This window comes from Agrobacterium sp. InxBP2 (assembly GCF_026191755.1).
Lineage (GTDB): Bacteria > Pseudomonadota > Alphaproteobacteria > Rhizobiales > Rhizobiaceae > Agrobacterium > Agrobacterium pusense.
This window is the reverse complement of the sequence record NZ_JAINDY010000034.1, coordinates 264,815-290,590: the sequence shown is the minus strand read 5'-3', so window position 1 is coordinate 290,590 and position 25,776 is coordinate 264,815. Positions and strand designations below refer to the sequence as shown.

General features: G+C 59.1%; 21 protein-coding genes and 1 tRNA gene. 12 read left to right on the top strand and 10 right to left on the bottom strand.

What is annotated here, in order from left to right; all coding sequences use genetic code 11:
• Positions 1-127 precede the first annotated feature (127 nt).
• The 6 genes from K7A42_RS23190 to K7A42_RS23165 all read right to left on the bottom strand — a co-directional run bounded on the left by K7A42_RS23190 (position 128) and on the right by K7A42_RS23165 (position 7,614).
• Positions 128-844, bottom strand: a complete 717-nt coding sequence (locus K7A42_RS23190; RefSeq protein ID WP_004442847.1) for a ParA family protein — start codon at positions 842-844, stop codon at positions 128-130.
• Positions 845-1,130: 286 nt separating this feature from the next.
• Positions 1,131-2,276: an iron-containing alcohol dehydrogenase gene (locus K7A42_RS23185; RefSeq protein WP_282455950.1), complete on the bottom strand. Its 1,146-nt coding sequence runs from the start codon at positions 2,274-2,276 to the stop codon at positions 1,131-1,133.
• On the bottom strand, positions 2,273-3,661 hold the full coding sequence (locus K7A42_RS23180; RefSeq protein WP_282455949.1) for an aldehyde dehydrogenase family protein: 1,389 nt from the start codon (positions 3,659-3,661) through the stop codon (positions 2,273-2,275). Before K7A42_RS23180 ends, K7A42_RS23185 begins: the two co-directional genes overlap by 4 nt.
• Positions 3,662-3,679: 18 nt before the next feature.
• The gene (locus tag K7A42_RS23175; protein WP_022556628.1) at positions 3,680-5,047 is read right to left on the bottom strand and encodes a glutamine synthetase family protein; all 1,368 of its coding nucleotides are present in this window, start codon (positions 5,045-5,047) and stop codon (positions 3,680-3,682) included.
• Positions 5,048-5,111: 64 nt separating this feature from the next.
• Positions 5,112-6,626, bottom strand: coding sequence for an amino acid permease (locus K7A42_RS23170; protein ID WP_022556629.1), 1,515 nt, complete (start codon positions 6,624-6,626; stop codon positions 5,112-5,114).
• Between the two features lie 214 nt (positions 6,627-6,840).
• Positions 6,841-7,614, bottom strand: coding sequence for an N-formylglutamate amidohydrolase (locus tag K7A42_RS23165; protein ID WP_006697732.1), 774 nt, complete (start codon positions 7,612-7,614; stop codon positions 6,841-6,843).
• A 174-nt stretch (positions 7,615-7,788) separates the two neighbouring features.
• Here K7A42_RS23165 and K7A42_RS23160 point away from each other — a divergent pair, with 174 nt between their 5' ends.
• The 8 genes from K7A42_RS23160 to K7A42_RS23125 all read left to right on the top strand — a co-directional run bounded on the left by K7A42_RS23160 (position 7,789) and on the right by K7A42_RS23125 (position 16,281).
• Positions 7,789-8,667, top strand: coding sequence for a MurR/RpiR family transcriptional regulator (locus tag K7A42_RS23160; protein WP_282455948.1), 879 nt, complete (start codon positions 7,789-7,791; stop codon positions 8,665-8,667).
• Between the two features lie 288 nt (positions 8,668-8,955).
• On the top strand, positions 8,956-10,062 hold the full coding sequence (locus tag K7A42_RS23155) for an ABC transporter substrate-binding protein (protein ID WP_006697730.1): 1,107 nt from the start codon (positions 8,956-8,958) through the stop codon (positions 10,060-10,062).
• 100 nt (positions 10,063-10,162) lie between these two features.
• Positions 10,163-11,047 carry an ABC transporter permease gene (locus K7A42_RS23150; RefSeq protein WP_004442861.1) on the top strand — a complete coding sequence of 295 codons (885 nt, stop codon included), beginning with the start codon at positions 10,163-10,165 and terminating at the stop codon, positions 11,045-11,047.
• Positions 11,044-11,826, top strand: coding sequence for an ABC transporter permease (locus K7A42_RS23145; protein ID WP_004442862.1), 783 nt, complete (start codon positions 11,044-11,046; stop codon positions 11,824-11,826). Before K7A42_RS23150 ends, K7A42_RS23145 begins: the two co-directional genes overlap by 4 nt.
• Positions 11,827-11,838: 12 nt before the next feature.
• Positions 11,839-12,897, top strand: coding sequence for an ABC transporter ATP-binding protein (locus tag K7A42_RS23140; protein WP_022556631.1), 1,059 nt, complete (start codon positions 11,839-11,841; stop codon positions 12,895-12,897).
• Positions 12,898-12,992: 95 nt separating this feature from the next.
• A complete protein-coding gene (locus K7A42_RS23135; RefSeq protein WP_282456033.1) occupies positions 12,993-14,036 on the top strand; it encodes a zinc-dependent alcohol dehydrogenase family protein in 1,044 nt (347 codons plus the stop codon).
• 59 nt (positions 14,037-14,095) lie between these two features.
• Positions 14,096-14,872, top strand: coding sequence for an AAA family ATPase (locus K7A42_RS23130; protein ID WP_112635562.1), 777 nt, complete (start codon positions 14,096-14,098; stop codon positions 14,870-14,872).
• Between the two features lie 77 nt (positions 14,873-14,949).
• Positions 14,950-16,281, top strand: coding sequence for an MFS transporter (locus tag K7A42_RS23125; protein WP_004442867.1), 1,332 nt, complete (start codon positions 14,950-14,952; stop codon positions 16,279-16,281).
• Between the two features lie 69 nt (positions 16,282-16,350).
• Here K7A42_RS23125 and metH read toward each other — a convergent pair whose 3' ends face one another.
• Positions 16,351-20,124: a methionine synthase gene (metH, locus tag K7A42_RS23120; RefSeq protein WP_282455947.1), complete on the bottom strand. Its 3,774-nt coding sequence runs from the start codon at positions 20,122-20,124 to the stop codon at positions 16,351-16,353.
• A gap of 179 nt (positions 20,125-20,303) precedes the next feature.
• Here metH and K7A42_RS23115 point away from each other — a divergent pair, with 179 nt between their 5' ends.
• Positions 20,304-21,563: an AGE family epimerase/isomerase gene (locus K7A42_RS23115; protein ID WP_037089834.1), complete on the top strand. Its 1,260-nt coding sequence runs from the start codon at positions 20,304-20,306 to the stop codon at positions 21,561-21,563.
• A gap of 130 nt (positions 21,564-21,693) precedes the next feature.
• Here K7A42_RS23115 and K7A42_RS23110 read toward each other — a convergent pair whose 3' ends face one another.
• Positions 21,694-22,254 carry a dual specificity protein phosphatase family protein gene (locus tag K7A42_RS23110; protein WP_034498853.1) on the bottom strand — a complete coding sequence of 187 codons (561 nt, stop codon included), beginning with the start codon at positions 22,252-22,254 and terminating at the stop codon, positions 21,694-21,696.
• A 199-nt stretch (positions 22,255-22,453) separates the two neighbouring features.
• Positions 22,454-22,906, bottom strand: coding sequence for a hypothetical protein (locus K7A42_RS23105; protein WP_112553951.1), 453 nt, complete (start codon positions 22,904-22,906; stop codon positions 22,454-22,456).
• 436 nt (positions 22,907-23,342) lie between these two features.
• On the opposite strand from K7A42_RS23105, the gene K7A42_RS23100 reads away from it, so the two are divergent.
• The gene (locus K7A42_RS23100; protein WP_022556638.1) at positions 23,343-23,975 is read left to right on the top strand and encodes an outer membrane protein; all 633 of its coding nucleotides are present in this window, start codon (positions 23,343-23,345) and stop codon (positions 23,973-23,975) included.
• Positions 23,976-24,186: 211 nt separating this feature from the next.
• On the top strand, positions 24,187-24,552 hold the full coding sequence (locus K7A42_RS23095; protein ID WP_006699675.1) for a hypothetical protein: 366 nt from the start codon (positions 24,187-24,189) through the stop codon (positions 24,550-24,552).
• Between the two features lie 177 nt (positions 24,553-24,729).
• Here the strand turns inward: K7A42_RS23095 and K7A42_RS23090 are convergent.
• A tRNA-Ile gene (locus K7A42_RS23090) sits at positions 24,730-24,805 on the bottom strand.
• Between the two features lie 178 nt (positions 24,806-24,983).
• Here K7A42_RS23090 and K7A42_RS23085 point away from each other — a divergent pair.
• Positions 24,984-25,727, top strand: a complete 744-nt coding sequence (locus K7A42_RS23085) for an SIMPL domain-containing protein (protein WP_022556640.1) — start codon at positions 24,984-24,986, stop codon at positions 25,725-25,727.
• Positions 25,728-25,776: the final 49 nt, after the last annotated feature.

Below are 25,776 nucleotides of genomic sequence, written 5' to 3'. Positions count from 1 at the left end.
TTTCGCGCCATGAAGAGGACGTGGGAGCGCCTCGTAAAGGCCGCCTCTTCTCCGCATTTTGGTGGGGAACCCATTTCACCAAACCGTCGCACCGTCGCCGCAACCGGGCGGGATTCGCAACGCGAGGTCAGGCAGCCCTGCGTGTCACGAGACGTGCCAGGTGCGCAACGCGCCTCGGAAGTCTTTTCGGCAGGAGGTTGATGACTTCCTCGGCAAAGGCCGCCGCATTTTCTACCGCCTTGTCGATATTGCTAACCTTCTTGCCATCCAGACAGAGAAGCGTGCCGCCATAGTCGAAAATATCGCGATAGGCCGCCCGCTCGACAATCGCCGTGTTGAGCACGGAGACGTTCTTTTCCGCCAGCAGCATCTTGACGAGCAACAGCGAACGCGTTGCCACCATGGCGTTGACCCGTGTCAGCACGATGGAATGGGCGATCGCCTTACCCATCTTGCGGTTCAGGAATTCGATGTGATCGAGAACTTCGGCAGCGCCACGCGCATCCATGGCCGATCCCTGTACCGGGATCAGAACATGATCGGAAATACCGAGCGCCATGGTCAAAAGCGGCGTTTTTGCGCCGGGCAGGTCAATGATGAAACAGTCTGTATTGGCCCGGTTTTCGCGAATGTGGCCTTCAAGCGAAGCCATCGTCACATGCGAAATCACTGACAGGTTTTCTACCATGCCCGAGAGTTCGTACCAGCGGGAAATCCACAATTGCGGATCGGCATCCAGAACCGTCACCCGATGGCCGCTACGGGCGAGTTCGGTCGCCAGAAGCAGCACAGCCGTGGTTTTTCCGGCGCCGCCCTTGGTATTGGCGAAAGTGATGACTGACATGATACCCCCTGTTTGTCAGAGCCGTTTCATGCTCATTCACGCACCGACGCACTTCATGGTGCTTTCCATAATCTTAACGAACAGGGTTAATAAAACGCTAATAACGATTACGCCGCGGAACAAAAAGCCCGCGATGGCGTCGCGGGCTTCATGGATTAGAGGTCGTATGGTCGCTCGGCACCGATGCGGGGTACAGCGTCGCCGCAGGTTTCTTCTCCCCGCCGGGGAGAAGAAACAAGCGGCACCCTCTCAGCCTCTCACAAACCTGGCGATCAAAGGTAACTCCTTAAAAGCAAGCCTCAAAAAGTGCCTTGGTATTCTCAAGCGTCATCGGCACCGGATTGCCACCGCAGCTCGGGTCCTTGATCGCTTCCGCCGCCAGTTCGTCGATACGATCCGGCTTGATGCCCATGGCGGTGAGGTTCTCAGGCACGCCGAGTTCCTTGCGAAGCTCCAGCACATAGTCATAAAAGCCGTCGAAACCGCCGGAAATGCCAAGATAGGCAGCGGCGCGGGCAATCTTGTCCTCGATGGCAGGACGGTTGAAGCGCAGCACGGCCGGCATGACGACGGCATTGGTCATGCCGTGATGGGTGTTGTAGACAGCGCCGATCGGATGCGAGAGCGAATGGATGGCGCCGAGGCCCTTCTGGAAGGCAACCGCCCCCATGGCCGCCGCCGCCATCATGTTGGTGCGCGCTTCGATATCCGTGCCATCCTTATAGGCGCGCGGCAGGAATTCCTTGACGAGACGCAGGCCCTCCAGCGCCACACCGGCACTTATCGGATGATAGAAGGGCGAGGAATAGGCCTCCAGGCAATGGGCGAAAGCATCCATGCCCGTGCCGGCCGTGATGACTTTCGGCATACCAACCGTCAGTTCCGGATCGCATATGACGACACCGGGCAAGAGCTTCGGATGGAAGATGATCTTTTTCACATGCGTCTGCGAATTGGTGATGACGCTGGCGCGACCGACTTCCGAACCGGTGCCGGCCGTCGTTGGAACAGCGACAATGGGCGCGATCTTTGAGGCGTCTGCGCGGGTCCACCAGTCGCCAATATCCTCGAAATCCCAGACCGGGCGGGTCTGCCCGGCCATGAAGGCGATGGTCTTGCCAAGATCGAGGCCCGAGCCGCCGCCGAAAGCGACGACGCCGTCATGGCCGCCATCGCGATAAGCTTTCACACCCGCTTCCATGTTGATTTCGTTCGGGTTCGGATCGACCTCGGCGAAGATCGCCCGGCCGAGACCCGCCTCTTCCAGCACATCCAGCGCATGCGCGGTGATCGCCATATTGGCAAGGTCGCGATCCGTAACGAGAAGCGGCTTCTTGATACCAAGCGTCTTGCAGGCTTCCGCCAATTCCTTGATCCGGCCACGGCCAAGCTTGACGGCGGTGGGATAGCTCCAGTTGGCGACGATATTCATTTCGTGACTTTCTTCAGATGGTAGGATTTCGGACGGGTCAGGTTCTGGAAACCGAGGACGGAGAGCGAACCGCCACGGCCCGTTTCCTTCACACCGGTCCAGCAAAGCGCCGGGTCGAGATAATCAGCGCGGTTCATGAACACGGTTCCGGTTTCGATCTCGCGGCCGATGCGCCCGGCACGGGCGGCATCTTGTGTCCAGAGCGAAGCGGTCAGCCCGTATTTGCTGTCGTTCATCAGCGCGATGGCTTCGTCATCGTTCTTCACCTTCATGATGCCGACCGCCGGGCCGAAGGTTTCTTCGGCCATGAACTCCATGGAGTGATCGACGTTGACGAGGACTTGCGGCGCGACATAGGCGCTTTCGCCATCATCGGCAGGGAACAGCTTTGGATCGACCAACGCCTTGGCCCCCTTCGAGACGGCATCGGCAATCTGCGCACGAACCACCTTGGCAAAACGCTTGTTGGCCATCGGCCCGAGCGTGGTTTCCTGCTCCAGCGGATTGCCGAGCTTGTAGTTCGACACCCACGCGACCGACTTCTCGACAAAGGCGTCATAGAGGTTTTCGTTGACGTAGATGCGCTCGATGCCGCAGCAGCATTGCCCGGAATTATAGGTGGCGCCATCCATCAGCGTATCGACGGCGGCATCGAGGTCGGCATCTTCCATGACGTAACCGGGATCCTTGCCGCCGAGTTCAAGACCTAGACCGGTGAAGGTGCCGGCAGCGGCGCGCTCGATCGCGCGGCCACCTTCCACCGAACCGGTGAAGTTGACGAAGTTGAAAAGGCCCTCGGAAATGAGCGCCGAGGTCGTGCCATGGTCGAGGAAGACATTGATGAAGACATCGTCAGGCACACCGGCCTCGACAAAAGCCCGCACCATGCGCTCGCCGACCAGCAGCGTCTGCGCCGCATGTTTGATGACGACCGTATTGCCGGCCATCAAAGCCGGCGCGACGGTGTTGATCGCCGTCATGTAAGGATAGTTCCAGGGCGCTATGACGAAGACCACGCCATGCGCCTCACGCTCGATGCGGCGTTCGAAATTGCCGCTTTCCTCGATGACGAGCGGCGCCAACGCATCGGCTGCAATCGAGGCGACATAGTTGGAGCGTTCGTTGAAGCCTTTGAACTCGCCGCCATAGCGCACCGGACGGCCCATCATATGGGCAAGTTCCGGAACGACCTCGTCCACCATTTCGTTGAGGCGTGCGACACCTTTCAGAACCAGCTGAACGCGGTCCTCAAGCGGGCGTCGAGCCCAGTCCTTCTGCGCCTTGCGCGCCTTTGAAACGGCGGCCCGTGCCGCCTCCAGCGACATCGCCTCCCGCTCGGCATAAACCGAGCCGTCGATGGGCGAGATATTCTGGATCATGGTCATGATGTTTTCCCGTAATGATTAGGCTCTTTCGAAACCGCGCGCCACTTCCCAGTCGGTCACGCGGCGGTCGTATTCTTCCTGTTCCCACGCCCCGGCGCGGACGTAATGATCGATCACATCGTCGCCGAAGGCGCTGCGCAGCATTTTCGATCCGTCCAGAAACGCGGTGGCGTCACGCAATGTCTTGGGTATCTCGCGCACGTCCTTGCCGCCATAGGCATCACCGACAAATTCGGGCTCAAGTTCAAGTTTATTTTCGATGCCGTCAATGCCTGCTGCAAGCAGGGCGGCCATGGCGAGATAGGGATTGAGATCGGAGCCGCCCACGCGGCATTCGATGCGGATGCCCTTGGTATCGGCGCCGCAGAGGCGATATCCCGCCGTGCGGTTGTCGAGGCTCCAGATCGCTTTTGTGGGCGCGAAGGTACCCGCCATGAAACGCTTGTAGGAATTGATGTACGGGGCGAGGAAATAAGTAATTTCACTGGCGTGGGCCAGCAGCCCGGCAACATAATGCCGCATCAATTGCGACATGCCGTGCTCCGCATCTTTGTCCAGGAACGCGGGCGTCTTCCCGTCAAGGCTCCACAGCGACTGGTGAATATGTGAGGAACTGCCGGCGGCATTGTAGTTCCACTTGGCGAGGAACGTCACGGCCTTGCCTTTGGACCACGCGATCTCCTTGGTGGCGTTCTTGATGATCGCGTGCCTGTCTGCCATGGTCAGCGCATCGGCATAACGAACATTGATTTCCGCCTGCCCCGCGGACGCTTCGCCCTTGGAATTTTCAACCGGAATACCGGCCCCCTGCAGGCCCTTGCGCAGCGCCCGCATCACATCTTCCTCCTTGGTCGTCTGGAAGATATGGTAATCTTCATTATAGCCGCTGGCGAGGTTCAGCCCCTTGTAACCGCTGGCGCGCGCCGCGTCGAAAGTCTGGTCGAAGAGGAAGAATTCAAGTTCGGTCGCCATATAGGCCTTCAGCCCCATGGCCTCCAGCCGAGCCACCTGCTTCTTGAGAAGTGCGCGCGGCGAATGCGGAACCTCTTCGTGGGTGTGATGATCGAGCACGTCGCACAGCACCAGCGCCGTGCCTTCCAGCCACGGCACACGGCGCAGCGTCGAAAGATCGGGCTTCAGGGCATAATCGCCGTAACCCTTCTCCCAGCTGGAGGATTTGTAACCGGGAACGGTCTCCATCTCCATATCGGTGGCAAGCACATAGTTGCAGCTATGGGTTTCCTCAAAGGCGCTTTCGACGAAGAATTCAGCCTGGAACCGTTTGCCCATCAGACGCCCCTGCATGTCGACAAGGCAGGCCAGAACCGTGTCGATGCGCCCTTCGGCGACATCCATTTTAAGCGCGTCAAATGTGTAGCTCGTCATTTTATCCGTTCCCTTTATTGTCGTGACCGGGCGGCCGGAATGCGGCCGCCCGTTTGTTTAAGCATCAGGCCTTTGCAGCCGCCGCTGCCATGGCAGCCTGCTTGTGCTCCAGCGCGAATTCCTCTTCCGGCGAGAGGATGAGGCGATGACGGCCGATGAAAGCGAAATAGGCGATGGCGACCGCAAACCAGACGGCGACCCAGAGCACGCCCTTTGTGAAGTTCGGATCCTGGATCTGGTAAAGCAGCGTGACGATGGCGATGATGACAGTCAGCACCGCACCTGGAATGCCGAAGGGCGAACGGAACGGCCGCTCGATATGCGGCAGGTTCTTGCGGAGCAGGATGAAGGAAATCGCCTGCATGATGTAGGAGAACATCGCGCCGAACACAGCCATGTTCAAAAGCACGCTGCCGATGATGCTGCCGCCCTGTTCCGCACCCAGCGCGAACCAGATGACCAGCATGACCGCAAGGCCGACGATCGCGCCGGTGATGTTGGCCACGTATGGCGTGCGGTATTTCGAGTGGGTGATCGACAGCACCGTCGGGAAATAACCCGCACGCGACAGCGAATAGATCTGGCGGCCCTGCGCATAGAGGATCGTATGGAAGCTGGCGATGAGGCCGGTAAGCGCGACGAGACCGAGCAGCACCACACCGCCATCGCCATAGATCGCCTTGAAGCCATCAAGCAGCGGCTCAAGCGAGGAGCTGAGATGGAAGGCGCCGACGCCCGGCAGCGACGGGTTGAGCAGCACGATCATGAAGGCCGAAACCATCAGCGTGACCATGCCAAGGATGATACCCTTCGGCATGTCGCGTTTCGGATCGACGGATTCCTCAGCCGCGAGCGGCAGCTGCTCGATGGCGAGGAACAGCCAGACCGCGAAAGGCAGCGTGGCGAGAACGCCCGAAAAACCGAACGGGAAGAACGAGCCACCGCCCTCCGGCAATTCCACCGCCTTGCCATCAGGTCCGACGCCGATGTTGAGCGCAAAACGCGAAAAATCGATATTGGGAATGGCACTGATCCAGAAGAACACCAGAACGGCGAGCGAAATCAGCGTGATGACGAGCGTCACCTTGAAGGAAAGCTCGAGCCCGAAGACGTTGAGCGCAAGGAATATCGCGTAAAACGCTATCCACACGAAAGGTGAATAGGCCGGATCGAGGCCGAGAATGGAGTTCACATAGGCTGTGATGAAGGTGACGACGACCGCCGGCGTCAGAACGTATTCAACATTCTCGCAAAGACCGGTGATGAAGCCGCCCCAGGGGCCCATGGCCGTGCGGGCGAAGGAATAGGCCGCACCCGTGTGGGGCAGCGCCGGGCTCATTTCGGCGATCGAGAATGTCAGCCCGAGATACATGATGGCGATGATGATGCCCGCCACCAGCATGCCGCCCCAGCCGCCGGTGGAGAAACCGAAATTCCATCCGGAAAAATGCCCTGATATGACCGCGCCGACGCCAAGCGACCAGAGCGACCACACGCCCGCATAACGGGATAGTCCGCGTTTTTCGAAATAGGATGCATCAGCTTTCTTGTAGCTGACGCCTGACGATGAACTGTCCATGCCCTTCTCTCCTGATAAGAAAAAAACAAGCCAGTCAGCCGTTATTGGCCGATTGTGCCCCAGTCTTCGGCGCCATCAGGAAACTCCCGGATCGCGCCGCACGCATCTGCTGTTCCCGTACCGCTTCGTTTTCCCGGCTTCTTTGACCGGATGGCGGCAGTCTCCCTTCGATGCCTGACCCCGGTGTGTTCACCATCGGCCGGCCCCTGCTCCCTCACTCGTCGATCGATGCGAGTGCCTTCCCCATAAGCTCGTGTAGAAATGCGGCGATGTTCGCCTGCTCTCCTTCATCGGCGATCAGATCGTTGCGGATCTCGATCATGACGTTCAAAAGCCCGTCCGGCAGCGCATGGAGTCGCAACGTATGCGTCACGCCATCTTCCGGGCCATAAGGATCGTTGCGATTGACCGTGAGCGAGGCCCCTTCGGCGCCTGTCAGCATGGCGTCAGCGAGACGGCTGTCGGTATCATGCAGGATGCCGATCTCAACCTCGCGGAACCGGCCGTGATAAACCGGCGTGAAACTGTGGATGGTCACCACCACCACCTTGCGGCCCTTCGCCTGCCGCTCGGCGATGATCTCGCTCACCCGGTCGTGAAACGGCACATACAGCGCTGACGTTCGGGCAAACCGCTCCGCTTCGGTGAGGTCGAAATTGCCCGGAATATCATATACTTCGCTTTTTACCGGCATGGCGGACGGCGATTCGGGGGGCCTGTTGCAATCATAGACCAGGCGGGAAAACCTCTGATAAATGAGCGTCGCGTCGAGCTTCTCCGAAAGCAGACGGGCAACGGCCAGAGCGCCGGGGTCCCATGCCACATGACTTGAAAGAACCTCGGGCGACAGGCCGAGCGTGCTTAATCTTTGCGGGACGGTGGCCGAAGCATGTTCGCAGACGAGCAGGACATCGCCCGCCGCACCGGCATTCTCGATGCCAACGGCCTGCCCTTCCGCTTCTGTGAAAAACCGCGAACGCACCGTCATGCACGTACCCCACCCGGAAAACCGTCTTCCCTAACGGCGAAAAGAATTCTTCACATTATGGCGGGTGTCAAATGGAATTTTGAAATTTTCTCTTCATTTTTTCATTGACTCAATCACGGGCAGAGATGTTTATTTTAGCGCACACACCGGCAGAAAGACCGGAAGGGGAAAGATTTGCGCAACACCGCGGCCACCGTGTCGGACGTCATCCATGCCCATTACGACGCGCTGACACGTTCCGAAAAACGGCTGGCAGAAAGCCTGCTCGGCAATTATCCGGTGTCCGGCCTCGGCAGCATCACCGCGATTGCCGAAAATGCCGGTGTTTCCACCCCGACAGTGGCGCGGATGGTGCAGAAGCTCGGCTATAAGGGCTACCCCGAATTTCAGGCCCATCTGCACCAGGAGCTGGAAGCGACGATCTCCGGTCCGGTGGCCAAACATGACCGCTGGGCAACCAACGCGCCGGGCCTGCACATTCTCAACCGTTTCGCCGACGCCATTACCGGCAATCTGCGCGATACGCTTGGGGATCTCGATACCGCCGTCTTCGACAATGCCGCCGCGCTGCTTTCCGACCGCAAGCGCAGCATCTACTTCGTCGGCGGGCGCATCACCGGTGCGATTGCCGAATATTTCTTCACCCACATGCAGGTGATCCGGCCGAAGACAACGCTGATGTCGTCCAACTCCAGCGCCTGGCCGCAATATATGCTGAATATGAGCGCCGGCGATGTGCTCGTCATTTTCGACATCCGCCGTTACGAGCACGATATGACGACGCTGGCAGAGGTGGCCAAGGCAAATGGGGTGCAGATCATCCTCTTTACCGACCAGTGGACATCGCCGGTGGCGCGTCATGCGCTGCATATTTTCCGGGTCAAAATAGAGGCCCCGTCCGCGTGGGATTCGTCTGTCGTTACGCTTTTTGTCGTCGAGGCGCTGATCGAAGCGGTGCAGAGCGGCACGTGGGACGAGACCAAGGAACGCATGAACGCACTGGAGGGCCTGTTTGAACAGACACGCCTGTTCCGACGCCCTGACAGAACGTGAATATGCGTAGCCGGCATACGACTTGACGCCGATGCCGCACGCTGATTGGATACCTGCGATCGCTACCAGCACGATAAAGCAGGGGAAAAACCAAGCTGGGGAACGCATCTGGTCTAACGGACAAAAACGGTCAACTCCCGCAATTGCTGGCAAAAAGCCCGATAATGGCGGAAAATGGGTTTAAAGTGGCGGAATCCGGATAAATGAATTGCCATCCAGCCGTCACATTAGCTTCATCGAGAATCCGTATCAGCGTCCGCAATATGAGAACACGAAGAGGAGAAAAAAGTGATCTCTCACTGCCGCCGACTGCTTGCTACAACCACCGCACTGGTCATCGCCTCCACCGCTATTGCCGCCGCTGAGCCGAGCGCCGAACTGATCGCCGCCGCCAAGAAGGAAGGCATGCTGACCACCATCGCCCTGCCGCACGACTGGTGTGGTTACGGCGACGTGATCGCCGCCTTCAAGGCGAAATATCCGGAAATCACCGTCAATGAACTGAACCCCGACGCCGGCTCCGCCGACGAAGTCGAAGCAGTCAAGGCAAACAAGGACAATAAGGGCCCGCAGGCGCCTGACGTCATTGACGTCGGTCTTGCTTTCGGCCCGCAGATGAAGGCCGAAGGCCTGCTGCAGCCCTACAAGGTCTCCACCTGGGACGAAATTCCTGACAACGTCAAGGATCCCGAAGGTTACTGGTACGGCGATTATTACGGCGTGATGTCGTTCTTCGTGAACAAGGATCTTGTCAAGGAAACGCCGAAGGACTGGGCAGACCTTCTGAAGGCTGACTATTCCGGTCAGGTCGCGCTTGCGGGTGACCCGCGCGCCTCCAACCAGGCTATCCTCGGTGTTCTCGCCGCCGGTCTTTCAACCGGAGCAAAATCCGGCAAGGAAGCCGGTGAAGCCGGCCTGAAATATTTCGCCGACCTCAACAAGGCTGGCAACTTCCTGCCGACTATTGGCAAGGCCGGTACACTTGCACAGGGTGCCACGCCGATTATCGTTGCCTGGGACTATAATGCGCTGTCCTGGAAGAAGACGCTGAACGACAACCCGCCGACGGAAGTCGTCGTTCCCGAGAAGGGCGTTCTCGCCGGTGTTTACGTGCAGGGCATTTCCGCTTACGCCCCGCATCCGAATGCTGCCAAGCTGTGGATGGAGCACCTCTACTCCGACGACGGTCAGCTCGGCTGGCTGAAGGGTTATTGCCACCCGATCCGCTTCAACGCCATGGTCAAGGCCGGCAAGGTTCCGCAGGACCTGATCGACAGCCTGCCGCCGGCAGCAGCCTATGAAAAGGCGATCTTCCCGACGCTCGAGGAAGTCGATGCCAACAAGGCGGCCGTCACTGGCGGCTGGGATAGCGTTGTCGGCGCGAACGTGAAGTAAATTGTTGAAAACGCACCCCGGCCGATCAAAGCCGGGGTGCTTCTTTTATAATATAGACCTTTATAGACAGACCGTTTGAAAACGGCGTTTGGGGACAAGGATGCCATCAACCAACACCGGCGGACCATCCGACGCGCGCAGAAAGCTGCCGCTGCATTGGATAGGCGTCGTACCTTTTGCCGTTTTTGTGCTGCTGTTTCTGATTATGCCGACGATGAAGATCGTCGTTGGCGCGTTCCAGCGGACAGACGGAACTTTCACGCTTGAAAACATTGCAGGGCTTTTTACCGCATCCATCCTTTCGGCCTACTGGATCTCGATAAAGATCAGCCTCGCTTCTGCAGCGCTCGGCTGCCTGATCGGCTTTGCCGTCGCCGCGGCCGTAGTGCTCGGTGGTCTGCCGCAGCGTATCCGCGGACCGCTTCTCACCTTTTCAGGCGTCGCCTCGCAATTCGCCGGGGTACCGCTTGCCTTCGCCTTCATCGCCACGCTTGGCCCGGTCGGCCTCCTGACCGTCTTCCTGAAGACGCAGATCGGCATCGATCTCAGGATGCTCGGCTTCAACATCCTGTCCTTCTGGGGTCTCACCGTCACCTATCTGTTCTTCCAGATTCCGCTGATGATCCTCATCATCACGCCCGCGCTTGACGGCCTGAAGCGCGAATGGCGCGAAGCGGCGGAAATTCTCGGAGCCACCGGCTTTCAATATTGGCGCATGGTGGCCTTTCCGATCTTGCTGCCGTCGCTGCTCGGCACCATGTCGCTGCTGTTTGCCAATGCCTTCGGCGCAGTGGCCACCGCAATTGCGCTCACCGGCTCCTCGCTCAACATCGTACCGATCCTGCTCTTCGCGCAGATTCGCGGCGACGTTCTCGGCAATCCGCATCTCGGTTACGCGCTCGCCTTCGGCATGATCGTCGTGACAGGCATTGCCAATGCACTTTATATCTGGCTGCGCGCCCGCAGCGAAAGGTGGCTGAAATGAAGCGTTTCTTCGCCTGGGGCGCGCTGATTTTCGGCCTGCTCTATTTCGCCCTGCCGCTGATCGGCATGACCAATTTCTCGCTGAAAATGCGGCGCGGCGAATATTCTTTCGACGCTTATGCCAAGGTGCTGGGCGACCCGCGCTTCCAGGAGACCTTCAGCTATTCCGTCGTCATGGCGCTGTTCACCATCATTTTCGGCGTCCTGCTGGTGGTGCCGACCGCCTATTGGGTGCGTCTGAAACTGCCGGGCCTGCGCCCCTATATCGAATTCATCACGCTTCTGCCGCTGGTCATCCCGGCCATCGTCATCGTCTTCGGTTATATCAGGCTTTACAACACCTCCAGCTGGCTGCCGCTGACCGGCACGAGCTTCGGCACCAACCTGCTTCTGATGTTCGGTTATGCCACGCTCGCCCTGCCCTATATGTACCGCGCCGTCGATACCGGCCTCAGAACCATCGACGTGGCGACACTGACGGAAGCGGCGCAGAGCCTCGGCGCGGGCTGGACGACCATCCTCTCGCGCATCATCCTGCCCAATGTTCTGGTCGCCGTGCTGTCGGGCGCCTTCCTGACCTTTGCCATCGTCATCGGTGAGTTCACCATGGCAGCCCTTTTGAACCGCCCGGCCTTCGGCCCCTACATGCAGCTGCTGGGTGCCAACCGCGCCTATGAACCGGCAGCGCTTGCCGTGATTTCCTTCGGCATCACCTGGGGTTGCCTCGGTCTGATCCAACTCGTTTCACGCTACCAGAAGGGCGCGCCTCCCAAGGCCTGAGGACAATATTTCATGAGCTTTTTGACACTTAGCAACATCAAGAAATCCTTCGGCTCCGTCCAGGTCGTACATGATTTCAACATGGCCATCGAAAAGGGCGAGTTCGTCTCCTTCCTCGGGCCATCGGGCTGCGGCAAGACCACGGTACTGCGCATGATCGCCGGTTTCGAAATCCCGACCGGAGGCTCGATCGTCATCAACGGCAGGGACCAGACAACGCTCCGGCCCAACCAGCGCAATATTGGCATGGTGTTCCAGGCTTATGCGCTGTTCCCGAACATGAACGTCTATGAAAACGTCGCCTTCGGCCTGAAAGTCGCTGGCAAACCGAAAGCCGAAATCGACGCGCGCGTGAAAGAAATGCTCCAGCTCATCCACCTGGAGCATCTGGCTGACCGTTATCCCTACCAGATGTCGGGTGGCCAACAGCAACGCGTGGCGTTGGCCCGTGCGCTCGCGCCGAAGCCGGAAGTGCTTTTGCTGGACGAACCGCTCTCGGCACTCGACGCCAAGATCCGTGTTTCGCTGCGCGAGGAAATCCGTCAGATTCAGCAGAAACTCGGCATCACCACCATTTTCGTGACCCACGATCAGGAAGAGGCCCTGTCGATTTCCGACCGCATCGTTGTCATGAATGCCGGCCGCGCCGACCAGATCGGCTCGCCCTTTGATATCTACAACACGCCCGCGACCCGCTTCGTCGCTTCCTTCGTGGGCACGCTGAACCTCATCGACGCGATCGTGGCGGACTCCTCATCCAACACCATCCAGGTCGGGGAGCAGCAGATCACCCTGCAAAAGCCGGTCAATGCGGCAAACGGTGAAAAAATCACCCTTGCCCTGCGCCCTGAAGCGGGTTCGCTCGGCAGCGACGCGAAAGGCGATGTCGCCATTTCCGGCACGGTCACCTCCAGCCAGTTCCTCGGCTCGGTCATCCGCACCCGTCTCGATCTCGGCGGATCCACGCTGTCATTCGACATGTTCAACGATCCCGGCACAGCACCGCCCGCCGTCGGTGAGCAGGTCACGCTGAAATTCGCAGCCGGTGACCTGATGCTCATCAAGGACTAAAACGCTTTTCCAGACGCAAAACCGCTTCGCCCATTTGCGGGAGATGGTAGAGCAGGTATGACTTCGAACCTGCATACCAACGATGTGAGGCCATGATGCGCGCGCTTTATTACGAACGATTCGGTGAGACCCCCGTTGTCGCGTCCCTGCCGGATCCGGAACCGACAGATGGCGGTGTGGTCATCGAGGTAAAGGCCACCGGCCTTTGCCGAAGTGATTGGCACGGTTGGATGGGACATGACCCGGATATTCGCCTGCCGCATGTTCCCGGCCACGAATTCGCCGGGGTGATTGCCGCTGTCGGCAAAAACGTCACCCGTTTCAAAACCGGTGATCGCGTCACCGTGCCCTTCGTCTCCGGCTGCGGTCATTGCCATGAATGCCGCTCCGGCAACCAGCAGGTCTGCGAGGCGCAGTTCCAGCCCGGCTTCACCCATTGGGGCTCCTTCGCCGAATATGTCGCCATCGATTATGCCGATCAGAACCTCGTGCATCTGCCCGATACGATGAGCTACGCAACGGCGGCCGGCCTCGGCTGCCGGTTTGCCACCTCCTTCCGGGCAGTGACCGATCAAGGACGCCTGAAGGGCGGTGAATGGCTGGCGGTGCATGGCTGCGGCGGCGTCGGCCTGTCTGCCATTATGATCGGCGTCGGCCTCGGTGCGCAGGTCGTCGCCATCGACATCGCCGAAGACAAGCTCGAAATGGCCCGTCAGCTCGGCGCAACGGCCACCATCAACAGCCGGTCCGTGGCCGACGTCTCCGAAGCGGTGCGCGAGATCACTGGCGGTGGTGCACATGTTTCGGTCGATGCGCTGGGTCACCCGCAAACCTGCTGCAACTCCATCAGCAATCTGCGTCGGCGCGGCCGTCACGTGCAGGTGGGCCTCATGCTGGCAAACCACGCCATGCCCGCCATCCCCATGGCGCGGGTGATCGCGCATGAGTTGGAGATCTATGGTAGCCACGGCATGCAGGCGTGGCGTTATGAGGACATGCTGGCGATGATCGAAAGCGGCAGGCTCGCGCCGGAAAAGCTGATCGGCCGCCACATCACGCTTTCCGAGGCCGCAACCGCCCTGCCCGCCATGGACAGCTTCAGGGAAAGCGGCATCAGCATCATCGACCGGTTCGAATAGCGATAATGGCTTTTGACACGGGGCACCGTTTAAGTGTCTTTCGTCAGGAGGAGCCCAACATGCTGTTTCTCGATAGCGTAACCACAAAAGAGAACCTCGACGGAAGCAACGTCTATCCCTTCTCCGTCCCTGCGCTACGCCATCTGCAACGTCTTGAGTTCAAGACGCCGATCACCTTTTTCGCCGGCAATAACGGTTCGGGCAAATCAACGCTGCTGGAAGGACTGGCGGCGGGAATGACTGCCTATGCCATCGGCAATCACGGTCAGGTAACCGGCGACCTTTACCTTCAGCACGCCGAGACCGTGGCGAAGTCGTTCTATTTCGCCCGCAAGAAATATCCGAAAGTCCGCATGTTTCTGCGCGCCGAAGACGTGCTTGGCTATATCCGCCGCCAGAATGAGGAAGCGCTGGACGATTTTCGCTGGGAGCGGGAAAAGGCACTTAAAAAAGGCGAGGGTTTTCCAGAGGAAACGCCCGAGACATTTCGCAGGATCGTCAGGAACAATATCCTCGACCGCCGTTCCCACGGCGAAGGGTTTATGGACATCATGCAGCAGAGGTTGCACGGTGCCGGTCTTTATTTTCTGGATGAACCGGAAAGCCCGCTTTCAATGCAGAAACAGCTCGAACTCGCCGCGCTCATCCGCCATGCGGCCGATCGAGGCGGGCAATTGATCATCGCCACCCATTCGCCCGTCCTTCTGGCCATTCCAGAGGCAACGATTTATCATTTCGACGAGGATGGCATCACCGAACGTCTTTATGACGAGTTGGAGACCATAATCTTCCTGCGGCGCTTTCTCGACAGCCCATCGAAATACCTGAGTGATTGAACAGCATAAGGCTTGAAATCGCGCTGTGCTTGCCGCATTCCCATAAGTAATACGAAATTTAGAAAAGAAGCAGCCTCATGTCTCCCACCACCACACCGGCGGCAGCCCGGCCCCTCAATAGCCAGGATTACAAAACGCTCGGCCTTTCGGCCCTGGGCGGTGCGCTCGAATTTTACGACTTCATCATTTTCGTATTTTTCGCGACCGTGATCGGCCATCTGTTCTTCCCGCCTGAGATGCCGGATTGGCTGGTGATGATCCAGACCTTCGGCATCTTTGCCGCCGGTTATCTGGTGCGGCCGCTCGGCGGTATCGTACTGGCGCATTATGGCGACCGTTACGGCCGCAAGCGTGTCTTCGCTTTCTCGATCCTCTTGATGGCTCTTTCCACGCTGGGCATGGCACTGATGCCGACCTACGCCACCATCGGCGTGGCCGCTCCCATCCTGCTCATCATTCTGCGCATGCTGCAGGGTGCCGCCATCGGCGGTGAAGTGCCCGGCGCCTGGACCTTCGTTGCCGAACACGTGCCCTTCCGCCGCGTCGGCCTCGCCTGTGGTTTCCTCACCTCCGGTCTTTCCTTTGGCATCATGCTGGGCTCGTTGATCGCCTTTGCCATCAATTCGCTTTTCACGCCGGAAGACGTGGCCGGTTACGCCTGGCGCATCCCCTTCCTGCTCGGCGGCATTTTCGGCCTCATCGCCGTTTATCTGCGCCGCTGGCTGGAAGAGACGCCAATCTTCATGGAAATGAAGAAGTCGAAGTCACTGACGGACAAGCTGCCGCTCGGGCTGGTGCTGAAGCACCATATGCGCGGCGTGATCATCTCCGCCCTGCTGACCTGGGTTCTGTCAGCGGCAATCGTCGTCACCACGCTGATGACGGCGACCTTCCTGCAAAAGCTCTACGGCTATACGCCAACGCAGGCGCTCGCCGGCACCAGCTTCGGCACGCTGTTCCTGATCTTCGGCGTCATCATTGCCGGGGCGCTGATCGACCGTATCGGCTCCGGCCTCTTCTTCATGGGCGCCAGCATCTTCTTCGGTATCGCCACCTTCACCTTCTACAGCTACGCCGGCACCTCGCTTCAGACCATGTTCTTGCTTTACGGCGTCATGGGCCTTTCGGTCGGCATGGCCGGTGCGGTGCCCTATGTCATGGTGCGGGCGTTCCCGGCATCCGTCCGTTTCTCCGGCCTCTCCTTCGCCTACAATGTCTCTTATGCCGTCTTCGGCGGCCTGACGCCGATCGGCGTGACGACGGCGCTTGCGATCAACCCCATGGCCCACGCCTGGTATCTGGTCTTCATCGCCGTCCTCGCCTTCGCGATCGGTCTCTACCTCTATCTGCGCGGCAGCGAGATAGAGAGCCATGTCGGTATTGAGGAACTGGCGGCATTGCGGTCGTAGGTTCCACAGTAAACAAAAAAGCGCGGGCAAGACCCGCGCTTTTTATTTGTCCCGGCAATGCGTGAACCATCAGGCCGCGCTATCGATTTTCTCCTCGCCGTTCGTCGGCACGTAGTTGAGCACAGGGCCGAGCCAGCGCTCCACTTCCTCAACCGGCATATCCTTGCGGCGCGCATAATCCAGCACCTGATCACGCTCCACCTTGGCAACGCCGAAATAATAGCTTTCGGGGTGGCCGATATAGATGCCGGAGACGGAAGAGCCCGGCCACATGGCGTAACTTTCCGTCAATTCCACACCCGCCGCATTGGTGGCGTCGAGCAGGGCAAACAGCGTCTTCTTTTCGGTGTGGTCGGGCTGGGCCGGATAGCCAGGTGCCGGGCGGATACCGGCATAGGCCTCGCCAATCAGCTCATCACCGGCAAAAGCCTCATCCGGTGCATAACCCCAGAACTCCTTACGCACCCGCTCATGCATGCGCTCGGCGAAGGCTTCCGCGAAACGGTCGGCCAGCGCCTTGACGAGGATGGACGAATAATCATCATTCGCCCGCTCGAAACGCTCGGCAATCGCCACTTCCTCGATACCCGCCGTTACCACGAAGCCGCCGACATAATCGGCAACACCGCTATCGACAGGCGCGACGAAATCGGACAGCGCCACGTTGGGACGTCCGTCTCGCTTGGAAAGCTGCTGGCGCAACGTGAAGAAGGTCGCCAGCTCTTCTTTACGGCTCTCATCGGTAAACAGCCTGATATCGTCGCCCACCGCATTAGCCGGCCAGAAGCCGATCACCGCGCGCGGCCGGAACCAGTTCTCCTCAATGATCTTCTTCAGCATCGCCTGCGCATCGCTATAGAGCTGACGCGCCGCCTCGCCCTGCTTTTCGTCATCGAGAATCGCGGGGAAGCGGCCCTTCAATTCCCAGGTCTGGAAAAACGGCGTCCAGTCGATGTAACGGGAAAGCTCTTCCAGATCATAGGTCTCGAACACCTTGGTGCCGAAGAATTGTGGCTTGACGGCGCTATAGCTCGACCATTCAATCTTGTGCGCATTCTCGCGGGCGCGAGTAAGCGGCAGGCGCTGCTTCTCACGCTCGTTGCGGGCGTGAGCCTCTGCCACCTTGGCATATTCGCTGCGAATACCGTCGATATAAGCCGGCTTCTGCTCGGCGGAGAGAAGCGCCGACACGACGCCCACGGCGCGCGAGGCGTCGGTCACATAGATCGCCTGCCCCTGCTCATACCGCGGATGAATTTTTACCGCCGTATGCACACGGCTCGTCGTCGCACCACCGATTAGCAGCGGGATGTCGAAACCCTGCCGTTCCATTTCTGCGGCCACATGCACCATCTCGTCCAGCGACGGCGTAATGAGGCCGGAAAGGCCGATCACATCCACCTTTTCGGCGATTGCCGTTTCGAGGATTTTCGTCGTCGGCACCATGACGCCGAGATCGATGATCTCGTAATTGTTGCAGGCGAGAACGACACCGACGATGTTCTTGCCGATATCGTGCACATCGCCCTTGACGGTCGCCATCAGCACCTTGCCGGCCGCCTTCTTCTCCTCGCCGCCGTTCAGGCGCTTTTCTTCTTCCATGTAAGGAAGAAGCACCGCCACGGCCTGCTTCATCACGCGAGCGGATTTCACCACCTGCGGCAGGAACATCTTGCCCGAACCGAAGAGGTCACCCACCACGTTCATGCCGGCCATCAGCGGCCCTTCGATGACGTGCAGCGGACGCTCCGCCTTCTGGCGCGCCTCTTCCGTATCGGCCTCGATATATTCGGTGATGCCGTTGACCAGCGCGTGCTCCAGCCTTTTCTCGACGGGCAGTTCACGCCAGGAAAGATCCTGAACCTTGGTATCCTTGGCGCCCGTGCCCCGGAAACGCTCCGCGACCTCCAGCAGGCGTTCGGTCGCGTCATCGCGGCGGTTTAGCACCACGTCCTCGCAGGCCTCGCGAAGCTCCGGGTCGATATTGTCATAAACCGCAAGCTGACCGGCGTTGACGATGCCCATATCCATGCCAACCTGGATGGCGTGATACAGGAACACGGCATGCATCGCCTCGCGCACCGGTTCATTGCCGCGGAAGGAGAAGGAAAGGTTGGAAACGCCACCGGAAATATGCGTAAGCGGCATGGTTTCGCGGATGGTCTTAGTGGCCTCGATGAAATCAACGCCGTAATTATTGTGCTCCTCGATACCGGTCGCGACAGCAAAGACGTTCGGATCGAAGATGATGTCCTCAGGCGCCAGGCCGGCCTTTTCGGTCAGCAGCTTGTAGGCCCGCGCGCAGATTTCCACCTTGCGCTGATAGGTATCCGCCTGCCCCACCTCGTCAAAGGCCATGACAACGACTGCCGCGCCGTAATTGTGGACGAGCCGCGCCTGCTGGAGAAACTTCTCCTCGCCTTCCTTCAGCGAAATCGAGTTGACGATCGACTTGCCCTGAACGCATTTCAGACCGGCCTCGATGATCTCGAACTTCGACGAGTCGATCATGACAGGCACGCGGGCGATGTCGGGCTCGGCAGCGATGAGGTTCAAAAACTCCACCATCGCCTTTTCGGAATCGATCAGGCCTTCATCCATGTTGATGTCGATGATCTGCGCGCCGTTTTCCACCTGATCGCGGGCAACGGCCAGCGCCGCCGTGTAATCACCGGCGGTGATAAGCTTGCGGAACTTGGCCGAGCCGGTGACGTTGGTGCGCTCGCCGACGTTGACGAAGGGAATGTCCTTGGTCAGCACGAAGGGCTCAAGGCCCGAAAGCGACATGAAGGGCTTGTGCTCGGGGATCGGGCGCGGCTTGTAATCCTTCACCGCCTCGGCAATCGCCCGGATATGCTCCGGCGTCGAGCCGCAGCAACCGCCAACGATGTTCACGAGGCCGTCGCGGGCGAAACCCTGCACCTGACGCGCCATCATCTCAGGCGTTTCGTCATATTGCCCGAACTCGTTCGGCAGGCCTGCATTCGGATAGGCACAGACGAAGGTATCGGCGACATCGGACAATTCCTGCAGATGCGGACGCATTGCATCCGCACCGAGTGCGCAGTTAAGGCCGATGGTAAAGGGGTTGGCGTGGCGCACCGAATTCCAGAAGGCAGACGGCGTCTGGCCGGAAAGCGTGCGGCCGGATAGGTCTGTGATCGTGCCAGAGATCATGACCGGCAGGCGGATGCCCTTGGCCTCGAAACGCTCCTCGCAGGCGAAGATCGCCGCCTTTGCATTCAGCGTATCGAAGATCGTCTCGATGAGGATGATATCGGCGCCGCCGTCGATCAGGCCGTCGATCTGCTCGCCATAGGCGATGCGCAGATCGTCGAAGCTGACGGCGCGGTAACCGGGATTGTTGACATCTGGCGAAATCGAGGCCGTACGGTTGGTGGGGCCGATGGCGCCAGCGACAAAACGGCGGCGGCCATCTTCCCGCTCGGCGCGCTGGGCGGCGCGGCGGACGATCTGCGCACCCTCGCGGTTGAGGTCATAGACCGCATTTTCCATCTCGTAATCGGCCTGCGCGATGCGGGTCGAGGAAAACGTGTTGGTTTCGAGAATATCCGCACCCGCGATGGCGTAGCGATAGTGGATGTCTTCGATAGCGTCCGGCTGGGTCAGAATCAGAAGGTCGTTATTGCCTTTCTGGTGACAGGCGCAGCCGATGAAGCGGTCACCACGAAAATGATCTTCGTCAAAACCGAGACCCTGGATCTGCGTGCCCATGGCGCCGTCGAGAATGAGGATGCGCTCGCTGGCGGCTTCGCGCAACGCCTTGAAAATTTCCGCGCCGTCGCGCTTTGCCCCTTCAGGGCCAAACAGATCGTCAAACACGGGCATACTCCTCATTTCGATTTGCAAGATCGCACGTCGTCAAGTCACATAAAGATATGTTTATGTCAATATATCTTCAAGGGACAGGCATGGCTTTGCGTCGTTGCGTCACGTTACGAAATATCGCTGACAGATGACAGGTTTATACGGCAAGGATATAAGCCGAAGCAGCAAACCGCATGGAGGACGCGATGTCTGAGGACGATCACAACAGCCGAAACTGGAATACCCTGCCCTGGCACCGCCAGTGGCTGGTAAAGCAGGCCGAGGGGCTTTTCGACTTCTTCCAGTACCGGGCGCTCAATACTGCCGGCGGCTTCTTCGATCTCGATGTCAAGGGCGCGCCGTTGCAGGCAAACGATCCCGTGCGCGGCATCCATGCCTCCGCGCGCATGGTGCATTGCTTCTCCATCGGCCATCTGCTCGGACGTCCGGGCTGTGGCGATATTGTCGACCACGGCATGACCTATCTCTGGAACAGGCATCGCGACAGCGAGCATGGCGGCTATTTCTGGCAGGTTAACGATGCCGGCCCCCTGGACGCCACCAAGCAGGGTTACGGCCATGCCTTCGTGCTTCTGGCCGCCTCCTCCGCCAAGACCGTCGGCCACCCGCTCGCCGACCAGATGCTGGCCGATATTACCGAAGTGCTGGAAACCCGTTTCTGGGAAGAAAAGCACGGCGCGATCGCCGAGGAATTCAACCGCGACTGGTCGCCCATCGATAATTATCGCGGCCAGAATTCCAATATGCATCTGACCGAAGCGTTGATGGCCGCCTATGAGGTGACCGGCGACAAAAACTACCTCGGCAAGGCCGAACGCATCGCCGATCTTCTCATCCGCCGTCGCGCCGGTGAACTGGATTTCCGGGTTCCGGAGCATTTCGACGACAACTGGACACTCGACAAGGACTATCGCGGCAACGAGATGTTCCGTCCCTCCGGCTCCACCCCCGGCCATTGGCTGGAATGGGCGCGCCTCCTACTCCAGCTTTGGGTGTTGGGTGATCGCCGCCACGACTGGATGCCGGTGGCCGCCAAATCGCTGTTCGTGCAATCCATGGCGCTTGGCTGGGATCGGGAAAAGGGCGGCTTCTTTTATACGCTCGACTGGAACGACAATCCCGACAAGCGGGCAAAGCTCTGGTGGCCCATGTGCGAAGCGGCGGGTGCGGCCCATTTTCTCAACGAAAACCTGCCGGCGGACCCGTTCTATGAAGACAGCTACCGCCGCATCTGGAGCACCATCGCCAACAGCTTCATCGACCATGAAAATGGCGGCTGGCATGAGGAACTGACGGAAAATCTGGTTCCCGCTCACACGCTGTTCCCCGGCAAGGGTGATATATACCACGCCCTCCAGGCCTGCCTCATCCCGCTTTTCCCGGCTACGGGCAGCCTGACAAGGGTGATCGGGGAAAGCGGCGGGGTTTATTAAGCGCGTTGTTCGCAACGGCGTTCGAAGACTTCTCCACTGTCATGCTCGGGCTTGTCCCGGGCATCTGCAGCCTATCGGCCGGACGCAACGCGGTTAGATCCCCGGCATTGGGCCGAGGATAAAGCAGCAGTCAGAACCCGATGGTTTCCTCGAAGTCATCCCAGGACTGATACATTTCATAACGCCCGATGCCGGGGATCGGCACATGGCCGTAATAGGGCGAAAGTTGAAACTCGGCGGCCGCCTCGCTCTTGCCTGCCACGGCGGCCACATAGATCGCAGAGGCAAGCCCGGTGCGGTTCGCGCCATGTTCGCAATGGATGAGAACAGGCTTTTCCGCATTGCGCAGCACCGCCGCCAGCGTTTCTGAATCTTCCACCGAGACTTTCTCGCTTGAGCTCAGCGGATAGTCGACCAGCCGGATGCCGTTGTTTTTCGCTGCCTTGCTTTCGGTATCATACCAGGCTTCACGCTTTTCATCGCGCAGGTTGATGATGGTCTTGATGCCATAGGCCTTGGCGTAAGCGGCGATGTCCTTGCCACTCGGCTGAGCCGAACGATAAAGCTCGCCGGGAATGACCTCATGAAAATTCCCCGTCAGCTGGCCGATGCCCATATGTGCGCCGGCCAAAACCGGGAGGGCAACGAGGCCAATAGCCGTGATCTTCAAAAACTTCAGAAAAATACGCAAAACATCAACCCGCGACATCAATCGAATGTGTGGCAGATGACACCGCAAACCGGCGAAAACAAGTCACGCCCCGTCGCGGCCCGTGCGCTTCGCAAGCAGCCGGGGCACGGCAGGCCCATGGAGCGGTTGCAATGCAGGGCCTTTGGACCCAAGCATAAATTCTCAAAATACCGTGATTGCCGGCACCGGCGTGATCTCTTCAATCAAATTCGGCGGAAATGACGGTAACCCGCCACTCCAGCCTTTGCGGTTCCACCCGCTCGTTGTTGCGCAGGCGAAATGTCCGGCAGGCGGCGAAGGTTTCCCCGGCTTCGATCCGCCTTTCGCTGACCTGATAGGGATCGAACGATACGGAAGCTCGAAAGGCCGGTTCGAAGCCCTCCAGCGTGTAGGTCAGACGCTGCACCGCGACATTGTTATCATTGCGGAAGCTGACGCGAATGGGCAGTGCAGGATCCGGACAGGTGGCCTCGAACCCGGCAGTCGCGACGATATGCTCCAACCGCTGGCTGCTGCGACGCCAGTCGTAAATGACAAAGGCAGCCGTGCCGGCCCATATCAGGAGCAGGCAAATGACCACCGGTTTGAGATGCCGCGGAAATGCAATAAGGGTGAGGAGAAGAATGGCGCTGAGAACGGCTCCGACAATCACGTCGCCCCTCCTCCGCTAAAATAAAGCTCCATACGTTTCTGCCCTCCCATGCCCTTCCAGCCACAAACGGCCGCGCGAGGCGGTCGTTTGGGTATTATCTCGACGGCGGCTCAAGCCTCTAGCATATGGCGCGAAGCACCGGCATCGCAGCCGTCAGCCACAACTCTATGGGCGCTCCCCCCGGTGTCAAGACAACCAAGCGTGACAGATAGCGCCGGCATTGCGGTCCTCAGAAGGAACGGCGAAGGGAACCAAACGCCGCCGAAGACGTTCGCAGCATCAGAACAGCATGGCGGGACATAACGAAACGCCGCGGCATGGAGGTCAGTAGGCCAGCCGGCAGGGACGACAAGCCGCCCCTTGGCACCGCCGAAAGCCACCCCATATTAAAAGTTACTAAACTATGCTACATATCAGTCAGCTCAGGGAGAAAACGATGAAAACGCTGATCGTAACGTCGCTCCTGGCCCTTTCGGCCAGCACCGCAATGGCCGCGGATGCCGTCTACGAAACACCGGCGCCCCCGGTCGCACAGGAAACGTTGCCGGTCTTCACCTGGTCTGGTCCTTATCTTGGTATTCAAGGTGGCGCGGGCTGGGCAAATGGTGATTTTTCGGCCGGTGCCCCCATAGGCTCGGATAATTTCGATGGCGGCATTCTCGGCGCCTTCGCCGGTTACAATTACCAGTTCGACAATAATTTCGTTCTCGGCATCGAGGGTGACGTCGACTATAACTGGAATGACAATGATTATGCGGGTGTGAATATCGGCACCGACTGGCAAGGGTCCGTTCGTGGCCGCGTTGGTTATGCCTTCGATCGCGCCCTGCTTTATGGCACCGCCGGCTGGACCGCCACACGCGGTTTCATCGACACCCCCGGCGCCGGCAAGGATAGCGCCACCTTCAACGGCTACACCGTTGGCGCAGGTCTGGATTACGCCTTCACCGACAATGTCTTCGGCAGGCTGGAATATCGTTACAACGATTACGGCGACAAGGACATATTTGGCATCAATACCGACCTTGACCAGCACACCGTCAAGGTGGGCCTCGGCGTGAAGTTCTGATCACAATCGAGTTTTGTAGACCCGAAGCCCGGCCATCCGCCGGGCTTTTTTCGTTGCAGAAGATCAGCGCAGGCTACGATCCGCTCTGCGAAAAAACGGAACAATATGAACTCCGTAAAAATGAAACATTCACAAGCCGTTCAGCAGTTCCGTGCCATCATGCGGGCATAATGAGCCTCTATCTCCCGAAGCAGGCTTATGGAGTAGCCCGATGAAAAAGATAATTCTTTCCACGATTGCCGCGCTTGTTGCCACTGGCAGCATCTTCGCATCCTATGGCAGCGCCGGCGCGCAGGACTATCCCTACCGTCCGCGTTACGATCGCGGTTACGACCGTGGCGGCCCGCCGCCACCGCCCTATCGCGAACACCGTCGCCACAACGATGGCGCAGCCATTGCCGGAGGCCTCGCCGCAGGCGTCATCGGTGGCCTGATCGGCGGCGCCATCGCCAATAATAGCGGCCCCCGTTATTACGAACCGCCACCGCCGCCGCCGCGCTGCTGGTTTGAAGACCGGCGGGTTCCGAATTCCTATGACGGCGGCTGGCACACCGAAAGCATGCGGGTCTGCAACTGATGTCCGATCCTGCGACCCGGTTTGCTTCAAATGGCAAGCCGGGCTGCTTTCAGCGAATGAGATTGCGGGACACGATTTTCATCCCCACCACGCGCTCTCACCGACACTGCGTGAGGCGCGACAGCACCCCTGCGATCAGCACAGAAAATCAACAACCATCTGATTAAAAAAGAAAAATGGTGGGCCTGGAGAGACTCGAACTCCCAACCAAGCGGTTATGAGCCGCCGGCTCTAACCATTGAGCTACAGGCCCCTTCGGAAAACGCTATCCGAAACACCGGTTTCGCAATGGTTCGAATCCGGTGGTCACGCTCTAACGCAATTTTTACAGCCCGACAAGCCATTGATGCTTTCGCTAAACAGTGCCGCCGTATTAGCTACACAATCTAAGGCAATACCCGTTCAAGGGACTCAATCAACGAGGAAACACCATGAAGACAAAATCGGCCCGCCTTTTTGCACTTACCGCAATGACAGCAGCAGCCATGATGCCGCTCTCCGGCCAGTTGCTCGCGCAGGAGGCCACCCCGCGTGAAGCCACAATCAGCGTTTCCGGCGAAGGCCAGGCGGCCATCGCTCCTGATATGGCAATCCTGTCGTTCAGCGTCGTCAAGCAGGCAGAAACCGCGGCCGCCGCTCTTTCGGAAAATTCAAAGGCGCTGGCCGATGTTCTGAAGGCGCTGAAGGAGGCGGCGATCGAGGATCGTGACCTGCAGACCAGCAACTTCTCGGTGCAGCCGCTTTACAAGCATTATGAGCCAAAGGACGGTGTCTATGTCGCTCCCGAAATCACCGGTTACCAGGTATCCAACGGCCTGACTGTTCGGGTGCGGGATCTGAAGAAACTCGGCGCGATCCTCGATACATCCGTCAAGCTCGGCATCAACCAGGGTGGAGACATCAGCTTCACCAACGACAAGCCTGAAGCCACCGTCACCGAGGCTCGCAAACAGGCCGTGGCCGACGCTCTTTCCAAGGCCAAGACCCTGACGGAAGCTGCTGGCGTAAAGCTCGGCCGTGTTATCCAGATCACCGAAAACACGCAGCGCCCGATGCCGGTGCCGCAGGCCATGATGCGCGCCTCCATGGCGAAGGAAGCGGACAGTGTCCCGATTGCCTCTGGTGAAAACAGCTACAGCGTTGTGGTCAACGTCACCTTCGCGCTCGAGCAGTAATCGGCAAGGGGCGGCTTTTGGGTCGCCCGCACCGGCTCGGCCTCCGCCA

Coding starts and splice junctions, on each gene's coding strand:
- K7A42_RS23190 (WP_004442847.1), bottom strand. CDS start 844: ATGTCAGTCATCACTTTCGCCAATACCAAGGGCGGCGCCGGAAAAACC.
- K7A42_RS23185 (WP_282455950.1), bottom strand. CDS start 2,276: ATGAATATCGTCGCCAACTGGAGCTATCCCACCGCCGTCAAGCTTGGC.
- K7A42_RS23180 (WP_282455949.1), bottom strand. CDS start 3,661: ATGACCATGATCCAGAATATCTCGCCCATCGACGGCTCGGTTTATGCC.
- K7A42_RS23175 (WP_022556628.1), bottom strand. CDS start 5,047: ATGACGAGCTACACATTTGACGCGCTTAAAATGGATGTCGCCGAAGGG.
- K7A42_RS23170 (WP_022556629.1), bottom strand. CDS start 6,626: ATGGACAGTTCATCGTCAGGCGTCAGCTACAAGAAAGCTGATGCATCC.
- K7A42_RS23165 (WP_006697732.1), bottom strand. CDS start 7,614: ATGACGGTGCGTTCGCGGTTTTTCACAGAAGCGGAAGGGCAGGCCGTT.
- K7A42_RS23150 (WP_004442861.1), top strand. CDS start 10,163: ATGCCATCAACCAACACCGGCGGACCATCCGACGCGCGCAGAAAGCTG.
- K7A42_RS23145 (WP_004442862.1), top strand. CDS start 11,044: ATGAAGCGTTTCTTCGCCTGGGGCGCGCTGATTTTCGGCCTGCTCTAT.
- K7A42_RS23140 (WP_022556631.1), top strand. CDS start 11,839: ATGAGCTTTTTGACACTTAGCAACATCAAGAAATCCTTCGGCTCCGTC.
- K7A42_RS23135 (WP_282456033.1), top strand. CDS start 12,993: ATGCGCGCGCTTTATTACGAACGATTCGGTGAGACCCCCGTTGTCGCG.
- K7A42_RS23130 (WP_112635562.1), top strand. CDS start 14,096: ATGCTGTTTCTCGATAGCGTAACCACAAAAGAGAACCTCGACGGAAGC.
- K7A42_RS23125 (WP_004442867.1), top strand. CDS start 14,950: ATGTCTCCCACCACCACACCGGCGGCAGCCCGGCCCCTCAATAGCCAG.
- K7A42_RS23115 (WP_037089834.1), top strand. CDS start 20,304: ATGGAGGACGCGATGTCTGAGGACGATCACAACAGCCGAAACTGGAAT.
- K7A42_RS23100 (WP_022556638.1), top strand. CDS start 23,343: ATGAAAACGCTGATCGTAACGTCGCTCCTGGCCCTTTCGGCCAGCACC.
- K7A42_RS23095 (WP_006699675.1), top strand. CDS start 24,187: ATGAAAAAGATAATTCTTTCCACGATTGCCGCGCTTGTTGCCACTGGC.
- K7A42_RS23085 (WP_022556640.1), top strand. CDS start 24,984: ATGAAGACAAAATCGGCCCGCCTTTTTGCACTTACCGCAATGACAGCA.